The organism is Marixanthomonas ophiurae, assembly GCF_003413745.1.
GTDB lineage: Bacteria > Bacteroidota > Bacteroidia > Flavobacteriales > Flavobacteriaceae > Marixanthomonas > Marixanthomonas ophiurae.
Genome location: NZ_QVID01000001.1, coordinates 587,561 through 606,251 on the forward strand (window position 1 = coordinate 587,561; position 18,691 = coordinate 606,251).

Annotated in this window: 14 protein-coding genes and 1 tRNA gene; 4 read left to right on the top strand and 11 right to left on the bottom strand. The window is 36.7% G+C overall.

All coding sequences use genetic code 11. The features are described 5' to 3' along the window. Positions 1-332 precede the first annotated feature (332 nt). From DZ858_RS02630 to DZ858_RS02655, 7 genes are all read right to left on the bottom strand, one after another. Positions 333-530 (bottom strand): hypothetical protein, encoded by a 198-nt coding sequence (locus DZ858_RS02630; protein ID WP_117157993.1) that lies wholly within the window; start codon positions 528-530, stop codon positions 333-335. 12 nt (positions 531-542) lie between these two features. After that, a complete protein-coding gene (locus tag DZ858_RS02635) occupies positions 543-923 on the bottom strand; it encodes a DUF6876 family protein (protein WP_117157994.1) in 381 nt (126 codons plus the stop codon). A gap of 79 nt (positions 924-1,002) precedes the next feature. Further along, on the bottom strand, positions 1,003-1,347 hold the full coding sequence (locus DZ858_RS02640) for a single-stranded DNA-binding protein (protein WP_089369785.1): 345 nt from the start codon (positions 1,345-1,347) through the stop codon (positions 1,003-1,005). A gap of 755 nt (positions 1,348-2,102) precedes the next feature. Then, positions 2,103-2,939: a DUF932 domain-containing protein gene (locus tag DZ858_RS02645; protein WP_117159493.1), complete on the bottom strand. Its 837-nt coding sequence runs from the start codon at positions 2,937-2,939 to the stop codon at positions 2,103-2,105. A 16-nt stretch (positions 2,940-2,955) separates the two neighbouring features. Further along, a complete protein-coding gene (locus DZ858_RS15155) occupies positions 2,956-3,117 on the bottom strand; it encodes a hypothetical protein (RefSeq protein WP_158548341.1) in 162 nt (53 codons plus the stop codon). A 261-nt stretch (positions 3,118-3,378) separates the two neighbouring features. Next, positions 3,379-5,166 (bottom strand): ParB/RepB/Spo0J family partition protein, encoded by a 1,788-nt coding sequence (locus DZ858_RS02650; protein ID WP_117157995.1) that lies wholly within the window; start codon positions 5,164-5,166, stop codon positions 3,379-3,381. Between the two features lie 364 nt (positions 5,167-5,530). Next, positions 5,531-5,613, bottom strand: a tRNA-Leu gene (locus DZ858_RS02655). A gap of 336 nt (positions 5,614-5,949) precedes the next feature. Between DZ858_RS02655 and DZ858_RS02660 the strand changes: the two genes are divergently transcribed. Then, positions 5,950-9,417, top strand: coding sequence for a hypothetical protein (locus DZ858_RS02660; protein WP_117157996.1), 3,468 nt, complete (start codon positions 5,950-5,952; stop codon positions 9,415-9,417). Between the two features lie 60 nt (positions 9,418-9,477). Here the strand turns inward: DZ858_RS02660 and DZ858_RS02665 are convergent, their stop codons facing one another. Then, the gene (locus DZ858_RS02665) at positions 9,478-12,408 is read right to left on the bottom strand and encodes a proprotein convertase P-domain-containing protein (RefSeq protein WP_117157997.1); all 2,931 of its coding nucleotides are present in this window, start codon (positions 12,406-12,408) and stop codon (positions 9,478-9,480) included. A gap of 237 nt (positions 12,409-12,645) precedes the next feature. Here DZ858_RS02665 and DZ858_RS02670 point away from each other — a divergent pair, with 237 nt between their 5' ends. Continuing rightward, positions 12,646-13,005 carry a hypothetical protein gene (locus DZ858_RS02670; RefSeq protein WP_117157998.1) on the top strand — a complete coding sequence of 120 codons (360 nt, stop codon included), beginning with the start codon at positions 12,646-12,648 and terminating at the stop codon, positions 13,003-13,005. A gap of 41 nt (positions 13,006-13,046) precedes the next feature. Here DZ858_RS02670 and DZ858_RS02675 read toward each other — a convergent pair whose 3' ends face one another. Both DZ858_RS02675 and DZ858_RS02680 read right to left on the bottom strand, forming a co-directional pair. Beyond that, the gene (locus tag DZ858_RS02675; protein ID WP_117157999.1) at positions 13,047-14,582 is read right to left on the bottom strand and encodes a glycine--tRNA ligase; all 1,536 of its coding nucleotides are present in this window, start codon (positions 14,580-14,582) and stop codon (positions 13,047-13,049) included. 63 nt (positions 14,583-14,645) lie between these two features. Next, complete coding sequence (locus DZ858_RS02680; RefSeq protein WP_117158000.1) at positions 14,646-15,533, bottom strand: hypothetical protein; 888 nt, start codon at positions 15,531-15,533, stop codon at positions 14,646-14,648. A gap of 79 nt (positions 15,534-15,612) precedes the next feature. On the opposite strand from DZ858_RS02680, the gene DZ858_RS02685 reads away from it, so the two are divergent. Together DZ858_RS02685 and DZ858_RS02690 are read left to right on the top strand one after the other, a co-directional pair. Continuing rightward, positions 15,613-16,287, top strand: coding sequence for a ComF family protein (locus DZ858_RS02685; protein WP_117158001.1), 675 nt, complete (start codon positions 15,613-15,615; stop codon positions 16,285-16,287). A 24-nt stretch (positions 16,288-16,311) separates the two neighbouring features. Then, complete coding sequence (locus DZ858_RS02690; protein ID WP_117158002.1) at positions 16,312-17,958, top strand: Ig-like domain-containing protein; 1,647 nt, start codon at positions 16,312-16,314, stop codon at positions 17,956-17,958. Here DZ858_RS02690 and DZ858_RS02695 read toward each other — a convergent pair. Beyond that, entirely contained in the window at positions 17,903-18,685 is a 783-nt protein-coding gene (locus DZ858_RS02695; protein ID WP_239990706.1) for an amidohydrolase, read from the bottom strand. The genes DZ858_RS02690 and DZ858_RS02695 overlap by 56 nt on opposite strands. Between the last annotated feature and the right edge of the window lie 6 nt (positions 18,686-18,691).

Below are 18,691 nucleotides of genomic sequence, written 5' to 3' on the forward strand. Positions count from 1 at the left end.
GCTGGTAATCAGCTATTTGAAAACGAAAAGGAATCCGAAACATCGCGCAGCGTGTTACCCTCTTGCTATTCCTTTTCGTCACGCGCAAGCGTGACAAAAATCCATACAATCCGGCTAAAGAGCCGATTGCCATTTTCAGGGAAAATAATTTTCCGATAGTTATTTTTCGATGTGTACGGTTATCGGCGAAAGTCGAAAAGTGGATAACCCTACTTAAATTTGAATGCTGAATTTCAGCGAAATAAAGATACGTTTTTTTCTTGACTATATATTAACTGTATAAAAAAACACCTCTAAACTTTTAGAGGTGCTTATTTAATCAGTATCAAAAATTATATGTTGAATACATAGGTATAGGAATACAAATTCCGCAATGCTTCTTCATCCAATATTTTATCCAAATTGGTATTATGCTTTGTAGCATAATCAATTATATCCTTGCCATACTTATGCTTTACTTCTTCTTTGGAATTGGCAATTAATCGCTCTTGTGTTTCCTCGTTCAAATCGGTAAAATTTAGATATATCATAACGTCCGATTTTTAATATTCGCTTGGTAACATCAGCGTATCATTTACAAAAAATAACCGCAGTTCATCGAGTGGAAAATCGGTTGCTCTGTAACCGTGTTTTTCTAAAATATTATCGTTGCCATCGCTGTAAACTATCTCGGCTTCGTAACCTGTAAAATCCTGCTTTTCTTCGGATAATCTTTTGAAGTCAATGGTTACAAATTCGCTTCGGTTCATCAGACTTTTTGCGATTACCGATGTGTCCGTAATGAGCCAAAAACATTCTGCTACTTCCGATAAATATTTCAATCCGTCCGTAAATCGGGTTCTTAATAATGGGATTTGGTAGAACATTTCTGTTCCTGTAAAATATTGCAATCGCTCTTTTATTTCGTTAACTTGTGCTTTCATTGTTATCTGATTTTAATTAATGGATAATGTAAAAAGAGGGCGCATCTTTCGACGGTTACGCCCTCTTTCTTTTTGAAGATTACTTGTCGCTCTTGCTTCCAAGTAATAGGATTTCATCGGCTACAACTTCCGTTACATAACGTTGGTTGCCATCATCGGTGGTGTAAGTTCGGGTCTTTAGTTTCCCTGTAATTCCTACTTCTTTGCCTTTTTCGACAAATTTCTCAACGATTTCAGCAGTCTTGCCCCAAGCTACTACTGTATGCCAGTTGGTGTCCGTTTGCTTTTCGCCTTTGCTGTCTTTGTAATACTCGTTCGTAGCGAGTGAGAAGCGGGCTACTTTCTTACCGCTTTCAAGGTTCGTAATGGTTGGCTCTTGACCAACGTTTCCAATCAATTGTACGTGATTTCTAATAGTACTCATAATAAAATATTTAAGTGATTTATATTTCCCCTATTGATTTAAAACAGATTAAATTTTAAGGGGTGTTTGTTCTTTTCTTCTGTGCATCGCACAATGGATAGAGTGGGTTTTGTCAAGACTTTTGGGGAATAAATCAGGTGTGTTTGCGACGTAGTAAATTCCTTGGAATTTCAAGGAAGTAGAAACCTTATTTTTCACTAAAACTCGTACAGTCTTGACAAGTTCCATAAGGGCATTAGCAATTCTTTTAAACGCAGTTGCGTTTGAGCGTACCGACAGTTAAGCGAGATAAGTGGCTGTGGTTAAGTTAGAATTGGTTATGTCGTGCCTGTTTTTCGACGACCCGAAAAACAACAAAGGCTTTATCCATTATAAACCCCTTAAAATGTGTAAGACAGCGGTTTGGTTTTTAAGGATTTTCGAGTGAGGGCTCAAGAAGACCGCGCCGAAAATCCTGTCAAGAAAATCAAGCCGATGGCTTTCCGATGTAAAAGCGGACTTAATTCACGATTTTGGCTCTGGAATGAAGTGTTCCTTCCCAGCATAGCGGGAAGGGTTAACGGAATGGAAAGCTGAAATTGGGGATTGTGTCCAAGACCTTTGTAGTGAAGCTCTTTTCCCAAAATGAAGTGGTTGCCTGCTTTTTCAGCTGGCGAGCGTGGAATGTAGGGGAATGTGCTGAATGGGATTAGAAGTAATCGTTCGTTATATGCTCAGCCATCCAGTTTGAGGTACTGGACAAACCTTTATTTAATTTATGCCATAGCATAGACTTCATCAAACAGCTTTCTATCCAACCGTTCTTGTTGACCAAAGCTTTTCTTTAAGACATTATGAAGTACTGAATTAAACGCATTATAGCCCAACCAGAGATTTGGTTCTTCATTGAGCAACAAGGCTTCATAGTTCAAGATTTCTATGACCTCACGAGACTTTTTTGAAGGGTCGCTGTTCTTATCGCTACACTCGTATCTGAACAGTTTCGTTCCGTCGAGAATTGCCTTCACAAATTCTTGTGTATCGATGATTTTAAATTCCTTCATTTTGTCGAATTTCTTGGTAATAGTATAGAACTCATTGTCCAGAAATTTATCGAATAGATTATTTAATCTCGGCATAATCAAGTGTGTATTGTTCTTACTGTGTTTGATTGAAAACTCAATTTCAGCCTGTGAAACGTGCAGACCATTTGAGCATACTTCCCTATAAATCCCGAAGTGTCCAGAGGTCTTTTCACTTCCGTCATACGAGTTTTTGAACCGAAGCATCGGTAGTATCAGGTCTTTATCGTTCTTGACGGTAAACTGGCTTTTATCTTCGATAATAAAGTCAGTAATGAACGACCTGTCATTTTTGTTGATGGTGCGTTTATGGAAGTTCAGCTGTGCATCGGTCAGCATTTCTTCAGCTTTCTTGAAGAACAGTTGGTTCGGAATGTGGCCATAGCTGTTCGATACCACGTTGACGATTTTACCATTTGAGATAATGACATTTTCAAGCCCTCTTCGGGATTCCATCTGGGTCAGACTTTTTAAGGATTTCATTTCTGATGGTACGAAGATTTCATCCTGTTGCAAATTTTGTAAATACATAGCTTTTGAATTTAGATTAAACATTTTCTGATAATAATCGGTAATAGTTGGGATGCTTATCCCTGTAATAAGCCAAGTGACTTTCGCCACTATCAAAGTCATAATTTTCACTACTCGACTGATAATGCTTTTCAGCTTCTTGTAGCGAAATTTTAGGTTTTTTGGATACTCGTTTCATAATGATATATTTTGATTAAACAATATTTGAGCAGTACCCAAACGGAAGCTAAAATCTCAGCTCAAAAGGAAACGGAATAAATAAGCGTAGGATGTTGCGTTGGTTTTATGCCGTAGTCTTTTGATGGGTGTATTTTACGAGTTTACCTTTGCGCTAACTATTGATTGATAACCCCTTCCTTGTAGATGCATCTTTTAAAAAACTATCATACAAAAGAAAAAGGGCCAGCACGAATGCCGACCCTTCTTCAAACAACAAAAGCTACTCGTTGAGTTCCTGAACTTTCTTTTCAAGAACTGTGATGCGCTCTTTCAAACGTGCTTCACGCTTGTCTCGTTTTTCAGCATATTCCTTTTCTATGCTGGCAATCTTGGATTTGTAATACCCTTGCATCGCATTGTAGAATGAAATGTTCGTCAGATTGTTGACGTGATTGCTTTCGCCAAAATGTATTTGCTTTGTGAGCATATAGCGTATCAACTTATGGAAGATTTCCTTTTTGAACTTCTTCTTGAAATTCTCGACCATTTCAACTTTGGTCATCTTTGAAGTGTTGCCTAAGAATTTTGAGAAGTACTTCTGTTGGCTCATATAGTCCACATTGTTCTCAAATAGCGATATCGAGAATGCCACCATTTCATCTGTTGAAAGTGTCTTCTTCGTATCAATGTATTTGGTCTCACGAATCATCTGCACAACATCTTCAAACTGCTTGTTGTTCTCAATTTGCTTCTTCCGGATTTCCCTTTCGTTGATTTTTACGATTTGTTCTTCGGGCGTACAATCTGCCATTTTTCTGTTGGCTAATGGTTCTGAATATGTTGAATTTTCTGTTTCAGATTTCTCAATGACCTTAACAAATACTTCTTTGTGTTGATATGTTTCAGGATGAAACACAATACCGTTTTTAAATCCATCTTCTTTTGCTGAATTGAACTTTTCCAATGCTTCTTTATAATTCTGCATTGCTTCATCCAATTCTGCCTTTAATTCATCTTCAGAATAATCGTAATGCTGATATTCTATCTTGATACCCTCGATTGTAGGCTCAATCGGATGCTCTATAATTTCAACATCATCCAGTAAATAGACTTTCAATCCGTTCTTTTCCAATTTTGATATAACGAGCTGATTACTTTCGTCATCCGCCCAATACTGTCGTATTTCTGGAATCAACAGTATTTTCTCTTTCTTGCATTTCTCAATCAAGTTTAAGAACGACTTGCTTTTCTTCGTTTCAAAACAGGCTGCTTTCGTACAGACCATTTTTCCTTCGCCGAACAGATTGCCTTGATTAGCTGCATTGAAAGGACATTCAACACAAGACCCAACTTTCGGAACCAATTTTTTATCGGCTACATCAAAAGATGCTTTTTCCAAATCATAGGTCTGGTCTTTAATCATCCTGTTTATCTGATGTGCATTAAAATTTTCGCCCATTGTTTCCAACATCATCTGTTGTTCTTCAGGTTCAAATAAAGCGACACCAACACCCAAGGAAATGGTCATTTCGCCATTGCGGACATAGTGCTTGAAACCGTCAATCAATCCGGCTAATTTTAATCGCTGTCTGATGAAGTTATCCGTTCTACCCAATCGCTTCGCAATTTCGGTAGGTGAATATTTCTCACTTAGGTAAGCAATCGCCTCAGCTTCTTCGGTGGGCTCGACATCCTGTCTTTGCAGGTTCTCGATAATCTGAACTTCCAGAACATCGTTGTTCTCATAACTTCTTACGATACAGGGTACGGTCTTTTTTCCTGCAAGCTTGCTCGCACGATATCGACGTTCGCCCATCACGATGATGTAATGGCCATTTAGTTGCCTTACCGTGATTGGCTGCAACACACCGTGCTTTTCGATACTCTCAGAAAGCTGTTGCAAGGCATCATCATTAAAAGTCTTTCTGGGCTGCTCAAGGTCAGGCTTGATTTTACCCAATGGTAAGTTCTGAATTTGAAGTACGGATGATTTCTTTTCATTTACTTCATTCTTGGCAGCTACTTTAGTTCTACTGCGCTTCTTTGTGGTACTCGCTTTTGTTGTCATAATACTCAAATTTTTGATTAAACAATATTTGAGCAGAAACCAAACGGAAGATAAAATCTTGGCTCAAAAGGAAACGGAATAAATGAGTAGGGGAAGAAGCGGTGGCTTTATGCCGTAGTCTTTTGATGGAAGCATTTTACGAGTTTACCTTGCGTGTATATTGTATGATAAAAAACTCTCAACCGAAGAACAAAGGATGAGATATTGCAGAAAATATTAATTACAACCTTAAGAAATACTGTTTGATTGCAAATGAGAGCATCAAGCATCAAACTTAATTAAAGGAAGAAAAAAGTGAAAATGTTGTACCTATGTTGTACCAAGTCATAAAAAAAAGCCGAGATTTTCATCTCAGCTTTTTTAGTACCGAAGGCGGGAATCGAACCCGCACGCCTTGTGAGCAATGGATTTTGAATCCATCGTGTCTACCAATTCCACCACTTCGGCATACTTTATTGAGCCTTTCAAAATTTGGATTTTGAATCCAGCGCGCCTGCCTGCCGGCAGAGGCAGGTCTACCAATTCCGCCACCAAGGCAAATAGGGATGGCAAAAATACAATTTTTTTAAATTCAAGCAGTGTTCTTCAGTAAAAAAGTTAACTCCTAAAATTTATTATCTATTCCGTTTGCTTCTTATTAAAGAAATAAATTAAACCTATTACTACCTTGCTACAAAAATTTCCAAATCTCCTTTGAAAGTTTTTCTTAAAAAAACCACAAAATAAAAACCATTGTGTTAAGTTGTATAGGTAAAGGGATTCCTGCCTCCAGAGGAGAATAATATGAAATTATACCTGTTTATTTTAGCATTTCTTATAGCCGCAGTTGGCTTTGCGCAGGATACGCTGTCCAATTATCGAACAAAAAAAACAGTGATAACCGATACCGTTGTGGTGGATAGTTTTAGCATCAACCCTTCCCAATTTCGAGTTATAGACAATACAGGAGCGGTTATCGATTCCCTTTCCTATACCGTGGATTATGAAAAAGGAACTGTAATTTTTTCTGAAGAAATTAAACAATCCAAAGATTCCATCACTATTGAATACCTACGCTATCCTCTTTTTTTAACTCGCGACTATTATACGTTTGACAAAAATTTAATTGTTGAAAATACCGGTGCCATTGAAAAATTATACTCTTTGGAAGAAAGCACTGCCGATAACACTTTTACCCCTTTTGACGGTCTAAATACCGTAGGAAGTATTTCACGAGGCATTACCATTGGGAACAATCAAAACGCAGTTTTAAATTCCCAGCTAGACCTTCAGATTACAGGAAAATTAAGTGATAAGGTTTCTATTAGAGCTTCGATACAAGATGCCAACATACCTACACAAGAGGGTGGTTATTCGCAAAGTTTAGATGAATTTGATCAGATTTTTATTGAACTCTACAGCGATAATTGGAAAATAAGAGCAGGTGATGTAGATCTTGAAAACAACAATAGTTATTTTGGCCGTTTTACTAAAAAAGTTCAGGGAATTGCCCTCGGCGGTACTTTTGAACACAATAACGGAGCCAAAACCTCAGCTTTTGCGAGTGGTGCAATTGTTCGAGGAGTATTTCAGCGAAGTGAATTTACTGGGCAAGAAGGTAACCAAGGGCCTTATAAGTTGGTGGGACCCAATGGCGAACTGTTTATCTTGATTGTTTCGGGTAGCGAGCGAGTGTATGTAAACGGCCTGCTGTTACAAAGAGGGGAAAACAATGACTATGTAATTGATTATAACGCTGGGGAAATAAAGTTCAATTCTACCTACCCCATTACCGCTAATATGCGTATTACGGTTGAATATCAATATTCCGATCGTAGTTACACTAGATTTATTGGTTATGGTGGTGGAAACTACAGTAGTGAAAAATTGGATATTGGTACGTATATCTATTCGGAAAATGATGCTAAAAATCAACCGTTACAGCAAAACCTATCAGAAGAGCAAGTAGCTATTTTAGGGGCTGCTGGCGATGACATGGATAAAATGATTGCTCCTTCAGCTATTCCAGATCCATATTCAGAAAACAAAATTTTATATAAAAAAGAAGTTATTGGTGGTCAAGAAGTATTTGTTTTTTCCAATAACCCAGAAGATGAATTGTTTAGCGTTCGGTTTACGTTAGTGGGAAATAATCAAGGCAATTATGTAGTAAGTGACCAAAGTGCCATCAGTCGTATTTTTGAATATGTAGCTCCTGTCAATGGTGTGCCACAAGGTAATTACGAGCCCATTATACAATTAAATGCACCCACAAAATTACAAATTGGTGGCTTGAATGGTCGGTATCGCCCTTCGGGAAAAACAGACATTGGTTTTGAAGTAGCTGGAAGTCAAAACGACCTCAACCTATTTTCAAACATTGACGACGGCAATAATGATGGGTTTGCAGGGCGCTTAACCGCCAGACAACAAATTTTGAACACACAGGATACTCTACAAGTAAACGGGTATGGTACAGTAGATTTCATCAACAAGGATTTCAGGACCATTGAACGATTGTATAACATTGAATTTAATCGGGATTGGAACTTGATAAATCCAGTGGGGGATCAACGTTTTATAACATCTGGAGTAAATTTTTCATATCCTGAAATTGGTGGTGGAAGCTATGAGTTTCAGAATTTAGATTTTTCTGAAAACTTTAGTGGGGTGCGACACGTGATTACTTCAGCAATTAAACTAAAAAAGTTACGAACCCGAACCAATGCAAGCTTACTAAACAGTAAAAGTGATTCGCTAGACAGTAAGTTTACTCGCTTGGCAAATACCACAACCTATTCCTTCAATAAAAGCTGGGTGGGCGGTAAAATAGCGTATGAAGACAACCAAGTGCGAACCATACAAGATGATGAATTAACACCTGTAAGTCAAAAGTTTCAGTCTTACGAAGCATTTGCAGGAATTGGTGATAGCACAGATGTTTTTGTAGAAGCAGGCTATCGTCATCAAATTAACGATAGTATTCGCAATGCAACGCTTGAGAAAGTAAACAGCTCGAACACCTACTTTTTGAAGTCGAAATTAATTAGCAATGAAAACACACAACTTTCGGTATTTGCTAATTATCGGGTTTTAAAACGGGAAGCAGTTTCAAGAGATTCCACAGGTTTTTCTAACGTTATTAATCCTCCTCAAGCTGCAGAGGAACAATTGGAAAAATCGCTAAATTCCCGTATTATCTACAATCAATCTTTATTTGATAACGGGATCCGGCTTAATACCACACTAGAATCTAATAATGGTGTCGTGCCACAACAAGAATTCACATACGTAAAAGTGGATGCTGGTCAAGGGGTTTATACTTGGAACGATTATAATGATAATGGGGTTCAAGAGCTTGAAGAGTTTGAAGTAGCACAATTTCAAGATCAGGCAGAATATGTTCGGGTATTATTGCCAAACCAGGTTTTTGTGAAAATCAGGCAGAATAAATTCAGCCAGATTGTTACGTTAAACCCACAGCAATGGTCTAACAAAGAAGGGTTTTTTAAGATACTTTCCAAGTTTTACAACCAAACATCGTATGTAATTGACCGAAAGGTACGACGAGATAACGATGGGTTTAACATAAACCCTTTTGAAGATGGAGGCGATAACCAATTAGGGTTAAACCTCAACTTTAGGAACGCATTGTTTTTTAACCGTGGAAAACAGCGCTACACAACAAGCTATACGTATATTTCTTCTTCTAGCGACAACTTGCTTTCGGTAGGGCTTCAGAAAAACACATTACAGAGCCACCAATTAAAATTTAACCATAAGGTTTGGGAGAGTTGGTTGTTAAACCTAAAAGGTGCTTTGGGTAATAATGAGAGTACTTCGGAAAACTTTCCTGGGCGAAACTTTCAATTAGATACGTATGAGTTTGAACCTAAAATTTCTTATTTACTCGACAGACAGACCCGGTTTGATGTATTTTACCAATTTGCCAACAAAGACAATACCTTAGGAGAAATGGAACAATTGGATCAACAAAAACTAGGGGTTTCGTTTGCATATAGTAATGCCGAAAAAATTTCAATGAATGGTGAGTTAAATTATATTACCAACGATTTTTCAGGCAGTGCTTTTTCGCCAGTGGCTTACCAAATGTTAGAAGGACTGCAGCCTGGCACCAATTTTACGTGGCAAGTATTATTTCAGAAAAGAATAACTAAATACTTAGATGCTAATCTATCGTATTTTGGTAGAAAGAGTGAAACGTCAAAAACAGTCCACACCGGTAGCGTACAATTACGGGCTTATTTTTAGAGCATAAAAAAGGCGGAACTTAAATGCTCCGCCTTTTATTACTTATTTTAAAAAGAATAGTTATTCAACAATAATACGCTTTACGCTTCCATAAGTATTGTTTCCTATTCGTACAATATAAACTCCTGAAGCTACATATGACATGTCAAGGTTATATTCATACCCATTTCCGGTATTCTCTACTAAGTGACTTAATAAAGTTTGGCCTAACATGTTAGTAACTGTTATAGATAGTTTATTTGTCACATCTGTGGTTAACAACTGTGCTTTAAATTGATCATTGCCTTCGTTAATAACGATTAACTCAGACCCATCCACAAAATCTTCTCCTATTACTCCTAATAAATCGTCACTACACAATTGTAATGTCCAATCTAAAAGTTGACCACCGTCTCCACCAGCATTATCAGTAATAACCAATGTCCAGTCACCTTGTGAGGTTAGTCCATTGAAATCGGATAAATTACCATCTGGTGAAAATGATCCCGTAAATGGAGGTGTTCCAGAAGAAATAGGTGATGATGCGTCATCATCAAATGTAGTACTTATATAATCATCACCTGAACCACCATTTCTGTCAGATAGTATTACTTCAGTTCCGTCAGGAGCTACTATTTTAATATCTATATCACCTGTATAAGTGTGTTCTAGGTTTAAAGAAACATTTGCATCATTAATAATATAATCATCTGTTATAGTAATGATTGACTCAGTTACTTCACCAGAATCAGGACCTATAGGTTGATTGGTATCATTAGTATTTGAATCACAAGGGAAGTTTTCTACAATTTTTGTTACACCATCGTTACTAGAATCTCCATCTCCTGATAATTCAGTTTGTACTAATAAGGGGTGAGCTGAAGTTGAAGAAAAATTAAGTGTTTCAGTAAATGTATACGTAAGTGTGCTTCCAGCATCCAGTGGACCAGGAACTGTTTCGGTTATTTTTGAAACTGGATTATTGTCTACTTCTGCCGAAACATTAAAATCTGATTGGGATGCAGTACCAAAATTCTCTATTACAACTGTTATTTCTTCATCACCTAATCCATCTCCGCTTTCAGGACTTGTAATTTCAGTAACTCCAATATCATTAGAAAAAACATGTAAGATATTAGCTGTAGTACTATCATTAGAGTTATCCTCATCTCCACTTAAATTGGTCGATGATGTTATTTCATAGGTTTGTCCTTCGTTAGATAAATCTATTGATTCAGTAAATGTATACTGTTCAGATGTATTAGAAGCTAAAGGTCCTGCAAAAACTTCATTAGCTATGGTCGTTCCATCTACTACTAATTCAACTGGAATATCTGATTGAGAATTTTCACCATAATTAAATATGGTAACTGTTACATCTTCATTATTTGACAAAGTCCCATCTGTTGGCTCATCAATACTAACAACACCTACGTCATTATTAAAGTTAGGGGCAATCTGGAATACACCTACAACATCTTTTCTACCGCTGTTCATATATTCGTTAATAAACCAAAACTCTTTATCGTTATCGGGATCAATGTCAATTTTACTATAATCACCATATCTAAGACCTGGGATATTTTGGTTACCAGCTGCGATTAGTTCCTCAGAAATAGTCATTGTATTTAAAGGGTCGCCTGTAAATCTACCTGTATAATATGAACTTACTCTAAAATCTGTAGGGTTTGGGGTGTCTGGGCCAGCCATTGCTGTATATCCCATCCCTATATTCCCTTGAATATCCATCATCATACTAGCGTGCCAAGCATGTTTCCCATCAGGTGAAGTATATGTTCCTTCTTGGTGAATAGACCATGGTTGTCCATCACCAGATTGGCGTAATTCAAACCAACGAACACCCGCTAACTCTCCGCCAGAGGCATCTGTATCAACAACAAAATTGAATACAGCAGAATTATGCCCAGAGAATTTTCTGAATTGAGCTTGATTCATAACCGTAGCTTGCAAAGCATCAATTGCAACACCTCCATTGGGCTGTGTTAAGTTTGAGAAACTACCTCCGTCAAAAACAGAAATAAATGGAGTCGTTGTAATTTCGTTAGGCTGAGATATAGTTGAGTTTCCTGGGGTATCCCAATCCACATTAACTGTCCATAATTTTATATGATCTTCTGAAACTCCACTCCAAGCATCGTCCTGAAGAAATACAATAGGAGCATTACCTGGCGCAGGCATATTATCATCAGTTACATTAATAGCCTGTGGGCTGTAAAAACCATCCGTTGCAATCCCAGGAAGTGGGAATCCAATAACTTGTGCATTTGGATCACCTGCTAGCATTGCATCTCTTTCAAGTGCATATATACGATTGCTGGTGTTTGATGTATTATCAGTTATATAATATCCATCACTCCATACAGAAAGCTTCTGATAATCGTTCACAGAAGGGATTGTGTATGTAAACCAACCATCATTAATAGGGTCTGGTCCATCTGAAACTGCTATTTGAGCACCACCGCCTAAAAATGTTAATACCCAACGGTCTACTGCTTTATCATACGATACAGTAAGGTCACAACAACCTCCACTAGGAAATATTGTTGGGTTAGGTGCTATTTGATTTGTTAAAGCATTCCCTTCTTTATCGTAAATAATAAAACCCGTATTAAAAACTACTAGAACATGGTTTGGTCCTACGGCAAGAGAAGGATCGGTTGGTTGAGAACTTGATTCAGCAGCATCGAACACTAAGGAAGGTGTCTTTCCAGCTATTTTTCCAGCTAACCTATGAGGGTTACGTACAAAATAATCATCTTCAGTTTGTGGATCTTTCCCAGGTACAACATTATTTTTAGAAGCTCTTGCATCTTGCATTTCTACTTCTTTAACTCTAGCTGGAGGTAGGTTTGTTTGTGAAGCTATAGAGGGAACCTTTTGCATAGAAATTGCTTTTCCTACAAACGTGGGTTTCTCTCCATTTTTGTCTTGGGCTTTCACAGAAAATACAACTAAGAATAAAATTCCTAGTAGGGATAATTTTAATTTCATTATATAAAGTTTTAGTTAATGTTTCTTAATTTTATAAAAATACAATGTCTTTATTGAACAACAATAAGGCTTTACGTTAAAATTCCTGACCAATAAAGGTATTCTTTCTAATTTTTATACGATTTTAAATGTATTCGTTTTTCAAAAAGTCTAAAAATTATTTTTTTTAATATTTAATAGTTTTTTTGCGGTACATTATTTGTAATTTACCCTATTATAAAACAAAACCTAATATCAATGACACTACTAAAATTCAGTTTAGGATTCTTATTTTTATTTGCAATAGCTTGCAATAGTACTAAAGAAACACCCTCAGACAATAATGAAATGATTTCAATAGAAAAGCAAAACGAACAAAAAATGATGGATGCCGGCTTTAAAAAAGGCATGATTGTGTTTTCAGAAAAAGAAGGTGATTGTCCTTACACCATTAAATTGGAAGAGGGAGATACGTATTACGACCCCATTAACTTAGAGGAAAGCTATAAAAAAGACGGTGAAAAAGTTTGGTTTCAATTTAACCCATTGCGTAGAATGAATCGCTGTGTAAAAGCCAACCCAGTATTTGTTTCTGAAATACAAAAAAGAGCAGAATAGTATTCCGCTCTTTTTTACAATAAGTTTTTAACTATTTATTTTTATTGAAGCCATGCTTTAAAAGAAATGCTTTTTTTCAGTCTTTCTGAAAGCTCTGAAATGGCAATTCGCTCCTGCTCCATGGTATCACGGTCTCTAATAGTAACCGTGTTATCTTCTTTTGTTTGGTGATCTACCGTGATGCAATAAGGCGTTCCAGCAGCATCTTGACGGCGATAGCGTCTTCCTACTGCATCTTTTTCATCATACGCCACGTTATAATCCCATTGTAGGTCTTCTATTATTTTTTCGGCTATTTCTGGTAATCCATCTTTTTTAACCAATGGCAAAATGGCTGCTTTGGTAGGAGCTAAAATAGCTGGTATTTTTAAAACAGTTCGCGTAGAATCACCCTCCAACGCTTCTTCTTCTAAAGAATTACTCAATACTGCCAAGAACATTCTATCTAGACCTATTGATGTTTCAACTACATAAGGAACGTAGTTTTTGTTCATTTCAGGATCGAAAAACTGAAGTTTTTTTCCACTATGTTCTTCGTGCGCTTTTAAATCGAAATCGGTTCGGGAGTGAATTCCTTCTAACTCTTTAAATCCGAATGGGAAGTTAAATTCTATATCGGCTGCGGCGTTAGCGTAATGAGCTAGTTTTTCATGATCATGGAAACGATAATTTTCTTCTCCCATTCCTAATGACATGTGCCATTTTAAACGAGTTTCTTTCCAGTATTCGTACCATTTTAATTCGTCACCTGGACGTACAAAAAATTGCATTTCCATTTGCTCAAATTCCCGCATACGGAATATAAACTGACGGGCTACAATTTCATTTCTAAATGCTTTTCCGGTTTGAGCAATACCAAAAGGTATTTTCATCCGGCCGGTTTTTTGAACGTTTAAGAAGTTTACAAAAATACCTTGTGCTGTTTCAGGACGTAAATATAAATCGGTTGCACTCTCTGCTGAAGCACCTAATTTAGTGCCAAACATTAAGTTAAACTGACGTACGTCGGTCCAGTTTTTACTTCCTGTATCAGGGCAGGCAATACCAAGCTCTTCAATAAGGGCTTTAACGTCTTTTAAATCTTCTGCAGAAAGTGATTTTGCCATTCGGCTTAAGATTTCTTTTTGCTCTTCACGATACCGAACTACTCGCGGGTGCGTACTTACAAACTCATTCTCATCAAAATCGTCGCCAAAGCGTTTTTTGGCTTTCTTTATTTCTTTTTGGGCTTTTTGCTCTAATTTTTCGGCATAATCTTCAATCAACACATCTGCTCGATAACGTTTTTTAGAATCTTTATTGTCTATCAACGGATCGGTAAATGCATCAACGTGACCAGAAGCCTTCCAAGTAGTAGGGTGCATTAATATGGATGCATCGATCCCTACAATGTTTTGGTGCATATACACCATACTTCGCCACCAATACTCACGTATATTTTTTTTAAGTTCAACTCCATTTTGTGCATAATCATACACGGCGCTAAGCCCGTCATAGATTTCACTGGACGCAAAAACATATCCATATTCTTTTGCGTGGGAGACTACCTTCTTAAAATGATCTTCGTTGTTTGCCATAGCACAAAAATAAAAAAACCGCTACGATAACACCGTAGCGGTTCAATAAATTTATTATTGTTATTATTTTAATTCCATTGTGGTCGTGGCTACTTGCGTTTCGCCGTCAAAAACATTTACCGTATAACGACCCTCGATTAAGTTATTTTCGGTTGCATTAACAAGTACACAAACATCTAATTCTTCATTTTCGTAAAAAACACTTGTCTTAGCACTGTAGTTTAACACACCACTTTCAAAACTGATTGTTTCTTTATCTCCTAACAAATTGTTCTTTGGATTAATAACTTGAACATAGAGTTCTCTATCGCCACTTTCTGCAATAACGTTGGGAGCTAGCGTAAAACACGCTCTTACTTTATCGGCTCTGCTAGCCCTACGGGTATCGACTACTTTTCCACTGTTACGGATAATAACCGCTTCTCCTCTTAGATCGGTAGCATTCACTATAGACCCTTTTTTAATAGTTTCGGCCATCGACGTATTTTTTTCGTTTACAGAGTCTACCACCTTTATGGTCTCATTTAAAACAGTGGTTGTGCTGTCACGCTCCATCGAGATGCGTTTATTAACGGCTATCAAACTATCGGCTCGTTTAAAAAGCATTTTACGTTCATTCTTCAATCTTCCTACTTCAGATTTATAACGTTCTATCAACAAGACGTTGGCTTCTGCATTTTGTACAGAATCTAAAAGTATCTCTATTCGATCTCGCGCCGCTAAAAGATCTTTATCTTTCAACTCATTATCTTGGATCACCTCATCATAGTTAGCGATTAGTTCTTCCAATTCATTTTCAATGGTTTCTTTTTGTTGCTCAAGCCCTGTTACCTTATCTTTACTATCATTGTATAGGGAAACGGTGTAAACTGCAAGCGCAATTAACAATACAGATAGTACTCCTATAAGTATTTTGAACTTAGTTCCGCTAGTTTCTGATTCTGAACTCATATTTAAGATGGTTTTAAACGCTAAAATACGAACGTAGTAACCACCGAAACGTTTACAAAATGGTAAAAAAAATTAAATTATGTTAAATCTTTTGTTTCCGAAGGTTTGTAATGGTTGCAACGAGTTGCTTTTACAGGATGAAACCATACTTTGTTCTACCTGTAGATTTAATGTTCCTTTGGCTTGTCATCATAGAAATAACGATTCAACATTTATGGATATATTTTACGGTCGTTTCCCTGTTGAAAACGCTACTGCCTTGCTTCAGTTTCAAAAAAGAGGGATTACACAAAATATACTTCATAATTTAAAATATAGGAATCAAGATGAGATAAGTGATTTTTTTGGAAGATGGCTAGGAGGAGAACTTGCTGAAATTACAGCATACAAAAAAATCAATATGGTGATTCCTGTACCACTTCATAAACAGAAGCAAAAAAAAAGAGGCTATAACCAAGTGGAAGGTTTCGGTAAAGCGATTGCTGAGGCTCTAAATGTACCGTATCGGGATGATATTTTATTGAAAATTTCAAAAACAAACTCGCAGGTTTTTAAAGAACGATTTTCACGTTTTAACCCATTAAGGAAAGGAGAAGGTGTTTTTTCACTTCAGAAAAAAGAAATAATTGAAAATCAACATATTTTGCTAGTAGATGATATTATTACCACTGGAGCAACCCTCGAAACGTGTGCACAACAATTGTTAAAAGCAAACAATGTAAAACTTAGCCTTGCAACTATTGCGATTGCATAATAAAGATTCGTTATTTTTGCCCCAATGAAAAGCCGATTACTATACATTCCTATTTTACTGTTGTTTTCACTGTCGTTTGTAGAGTGCGCAAAAAAGGGCTCTCCTTCTGGCGGGGAGCGTGATAGTATTCCACCAGTAATTGTAAGGAGCGTTCCTGAAAATTATACTACTAACTTTAAAGGAAACGAAATAAGTATTTATTTTGATGAATATATTAAGTTGAAGGAACTTCAGAAAAATTTAATTATTTCTCCTCCCCTTGAGTATCCGCCCAATATCACACCGCTTAGCACATCTAAAACATTGCGTATTCAAATTGATGACACCTTAAAAGAAAACACCACCTACTCTATTAATTTTGGGCAAAGTATTGTAGATAATAATGAGGAAAACCCATTTGAGTATTACAAATACGTATTCTCTACCGGAAGTTATATTGATAGTCTTACGGTAAATGGCCGCGTACAAGATGCCGTACTTCCTAATCCGGAAATACCAACTACGGTCATGTTATATGAGGCAAATGAAGCTTATAATGATACTTTGGTCTATTCTGAAAAACCTAAATATATCACTACCACAAAAGACAGTACCGGTATATTTGAAATCACCAATGTAAAGGAAGGCAAATACCTATTAATGGCGCTTAAAGAAAGTAATAACGATTATACGTTTCAGCCCGGAAGTGATAAAATAGGGGTTGCTAAGAATTTTATAACATTACCTTCAGATAGTACTTACACGTTAACTCTTTTTAAAGAAACTCCAGAATACCTAATTGCACGACCCAAATACCAAGCAAAAAACCATATACTTTTTGGGTATGAAGGCATTGCCGATAGCCTGCAAGTAGAACTGCTTTCAGAAGTACCTGCAGATTTTGAGTATAAAACATACCGCGACCTAAAAAAAGACACGCTGCATTATTGGTTTAAACCTGAAGTGGAAAACGATTCACTACTCTTCTTGGCTAAAAACAACCGTTTTACTGACACTTTAAGTGTAAGAATCAAAGAATTATATAAAGATTCACTTAATATATCGGCTATTAATGCCGGAACAGTTTTACCTAAAGACACCTTAAAGTTATTGGTTAACACTCCTTTTGAATCTATCAATACTGAAAAAATAACCATTTTAGACAATGATTCTCTTAACATAGAGCCTAAAACGGCAATCAATAAAAAATATAATATTGCTCAATTATTTTTTCCTAAAACTGAAGGAAAAACGTACCAAGTACAACTATTACCCGGTGCCATAACCGATTTTTATGAAGCGACAAATGATACATTAAACTACACCCTGCGAACAAAAGTAATTTCAGATTATGGGACGTTGAATATTACGATGGAAAATTTGAAGCAGTTTCCGGTTATAATTCAGTTGGTCGATAGTAAGTTTAAGGTTATAGCCGAAGAATACGTAACCGAATTAAAGCCTATTTTATTTGAAAACATAAACCCTGGCAAATATTATGTTCGGGTTATTTTTGACGAAAATGAAAATGAAAAATGGGATACTGGAAGTTTCTTAAACCGACAACAGCCTGAACGGATTTTATATTATCCTTCACAGTTGGAAGTTCGTGCTAATTGGAGTTTAAACGAAACTTTTATTCTAACTGAAAACGATCCCGGTCCTGTAGAAACTTTAGATGACCCCGAGTAGCAGCAATATGTTCTTTTGTTATAGACACGGTTTCAATAAATTCTATTTCATATTCTTTTGTGGAGATCTGTTCGCCTAAAACATCATAAACCGCAGAATGGCCGCTGTATTCGTGATTATTTCCATCAAAACCTACACGATTTACCCCAATACAATAACTCATATTTTCAATGGCACGTGCTTTTAATAAGGCATCCCAAGCGGAAGTTCGTTTTTTGGGCCAATTGGCTACATATAATAGCAAATCGTAATCTTCTGTATTGCGAGCCCAAACCGGGAAACGTAAATCGTAACACACTAAGGGGCAAATTTTCCAGCCTTTGTAATCCACAATAAGCCGTTCGGTTCCTTTGCTGTATGTTTTATGCTCTCCAGCTAATGTAAACGTGTGCTTTTTATCATATATTTTATAATTGCCGTCTGGAAAGACAAAGAAAAGTCGGTTGTAAAAATTACTCTCTTCTGAAACGATGACACTTCCCGTTATAGCAGCATTGCTTTTTTTAGCTTCAGAAATCATCCATTTTAAGGTTGTTCCGTTTATTTCTTCAGCAAGATTTGAAGCATTCATTGAAAAACCGGTGGGAAACATTTCGGGAAGGATAATCAAATCGGTTTCTTCAGATATGGAATTTATTTTTTCTGAAAACATACGCCTATTTTCTTCAGCATTTTCCCAATGTAACTGTGACTGAATTAATGTGACGTTTAAAGTTTCAGAATTCAAAATGTA

What these genes read in the sequence shown, in the direction of transcription:
- DZ858_RS02630 (WP_117157993.1), bottom strand. Translation starts at nt 530, where the DNA reads ATGATATATCTAAATTTTACCGATTTGAACGAGGAAACACAAGAGCGA.
- DZ858_RS02635 (WP_117157994.1), bottom strand. Translation starts at nt 923, where the DNA reads ATGAAAGCACAAGTTAACGAAATAAAAGAGCGATTGCAATATTTTACA.
- DZ858_RS02640 (WP_089369785.1), bottom strand. Translation starts at nt 1,347, where the DNA reads ATGAGTACTATTAGAAATCACGTACAATTGATTGGAAACGTTGGTCAA.
- DZ858_RS02645 (WP_117159493.1), bottom strand. Translation starts at nt 2,939, where the DNA reads ATGTATTTACAAAATTTGCAACAGGATGAAATCTTCGTACCATCAGAA.
- DZ858_RS15155 (WP_158548341.1), bottom strand. Translation starts at nt 3,117, where the DNA reads ATGAAACGAGTATCCAAAAAACCTAAAATTTCGCTACAAGAAGCTGAA.
- DZ858_RS02650 (WP_117157995.1), bottom strand. Translation starts at nt 5,166, where the DNA reads ATGACAACAAAAGCGAGTACCACAAAGAAGCGCAGTAGAACTAAAGTA.
- DZ858_RS02660 (WP_117157996.1), top strand. Translation starts at nt 5,950, where the DNA reads ATGAAATTATACCTGTTTATTTTAGCATTTCTTATAGCCGCAGTTGGC.
- DZ858_RS02665 (WP_117157997.1), bottom strand. Translation starts at nt 12,408, where the DNA reads ATGAAATTAAAATTATCCCTACTAGGAATTTTATTCTTAGTTGTATTT.
- DZ858_RS02670 (WP_117157998.1), top strand. Translation starts at nt 12,646, where the DNA reads ATGACACTACTAAAATTCAGTTTAGGATTCTTATTTTTATTTGCAATA.
- DZ858_RS02675 (WP_117157999.1), bottom strand. Translation starts at nt 14,582, where the DNA reads ATGGCAAACAACGAAGATCATTTTAAGAAGGTAGTCTCCCACGCAAAA.
- DZ858_RS02680 (WP_117158000.1), bottom strand. Translation starts at nt 15,533, where the DNA reads ATGAGTTCAGAATCAGAAACTAGCGGAACTAAGTTCAAAATACTTATA.
- DZ858_RS02685 (WP_117158001.1), top strand. Translation starts at nt 15,613, where the DNA reads ATGTTAAATCTTTTGTTTCCGAAGGTTTGTAATGGTTGCAACGAGTTG.
- DZ858_RS02690 (WP_117158002.1), top strand. Translation starts at nt 16,312, where the DNA reads ATGAAAAGCCGATTACTATACATTCCTATTTTACTGTTGTTTTCACTG.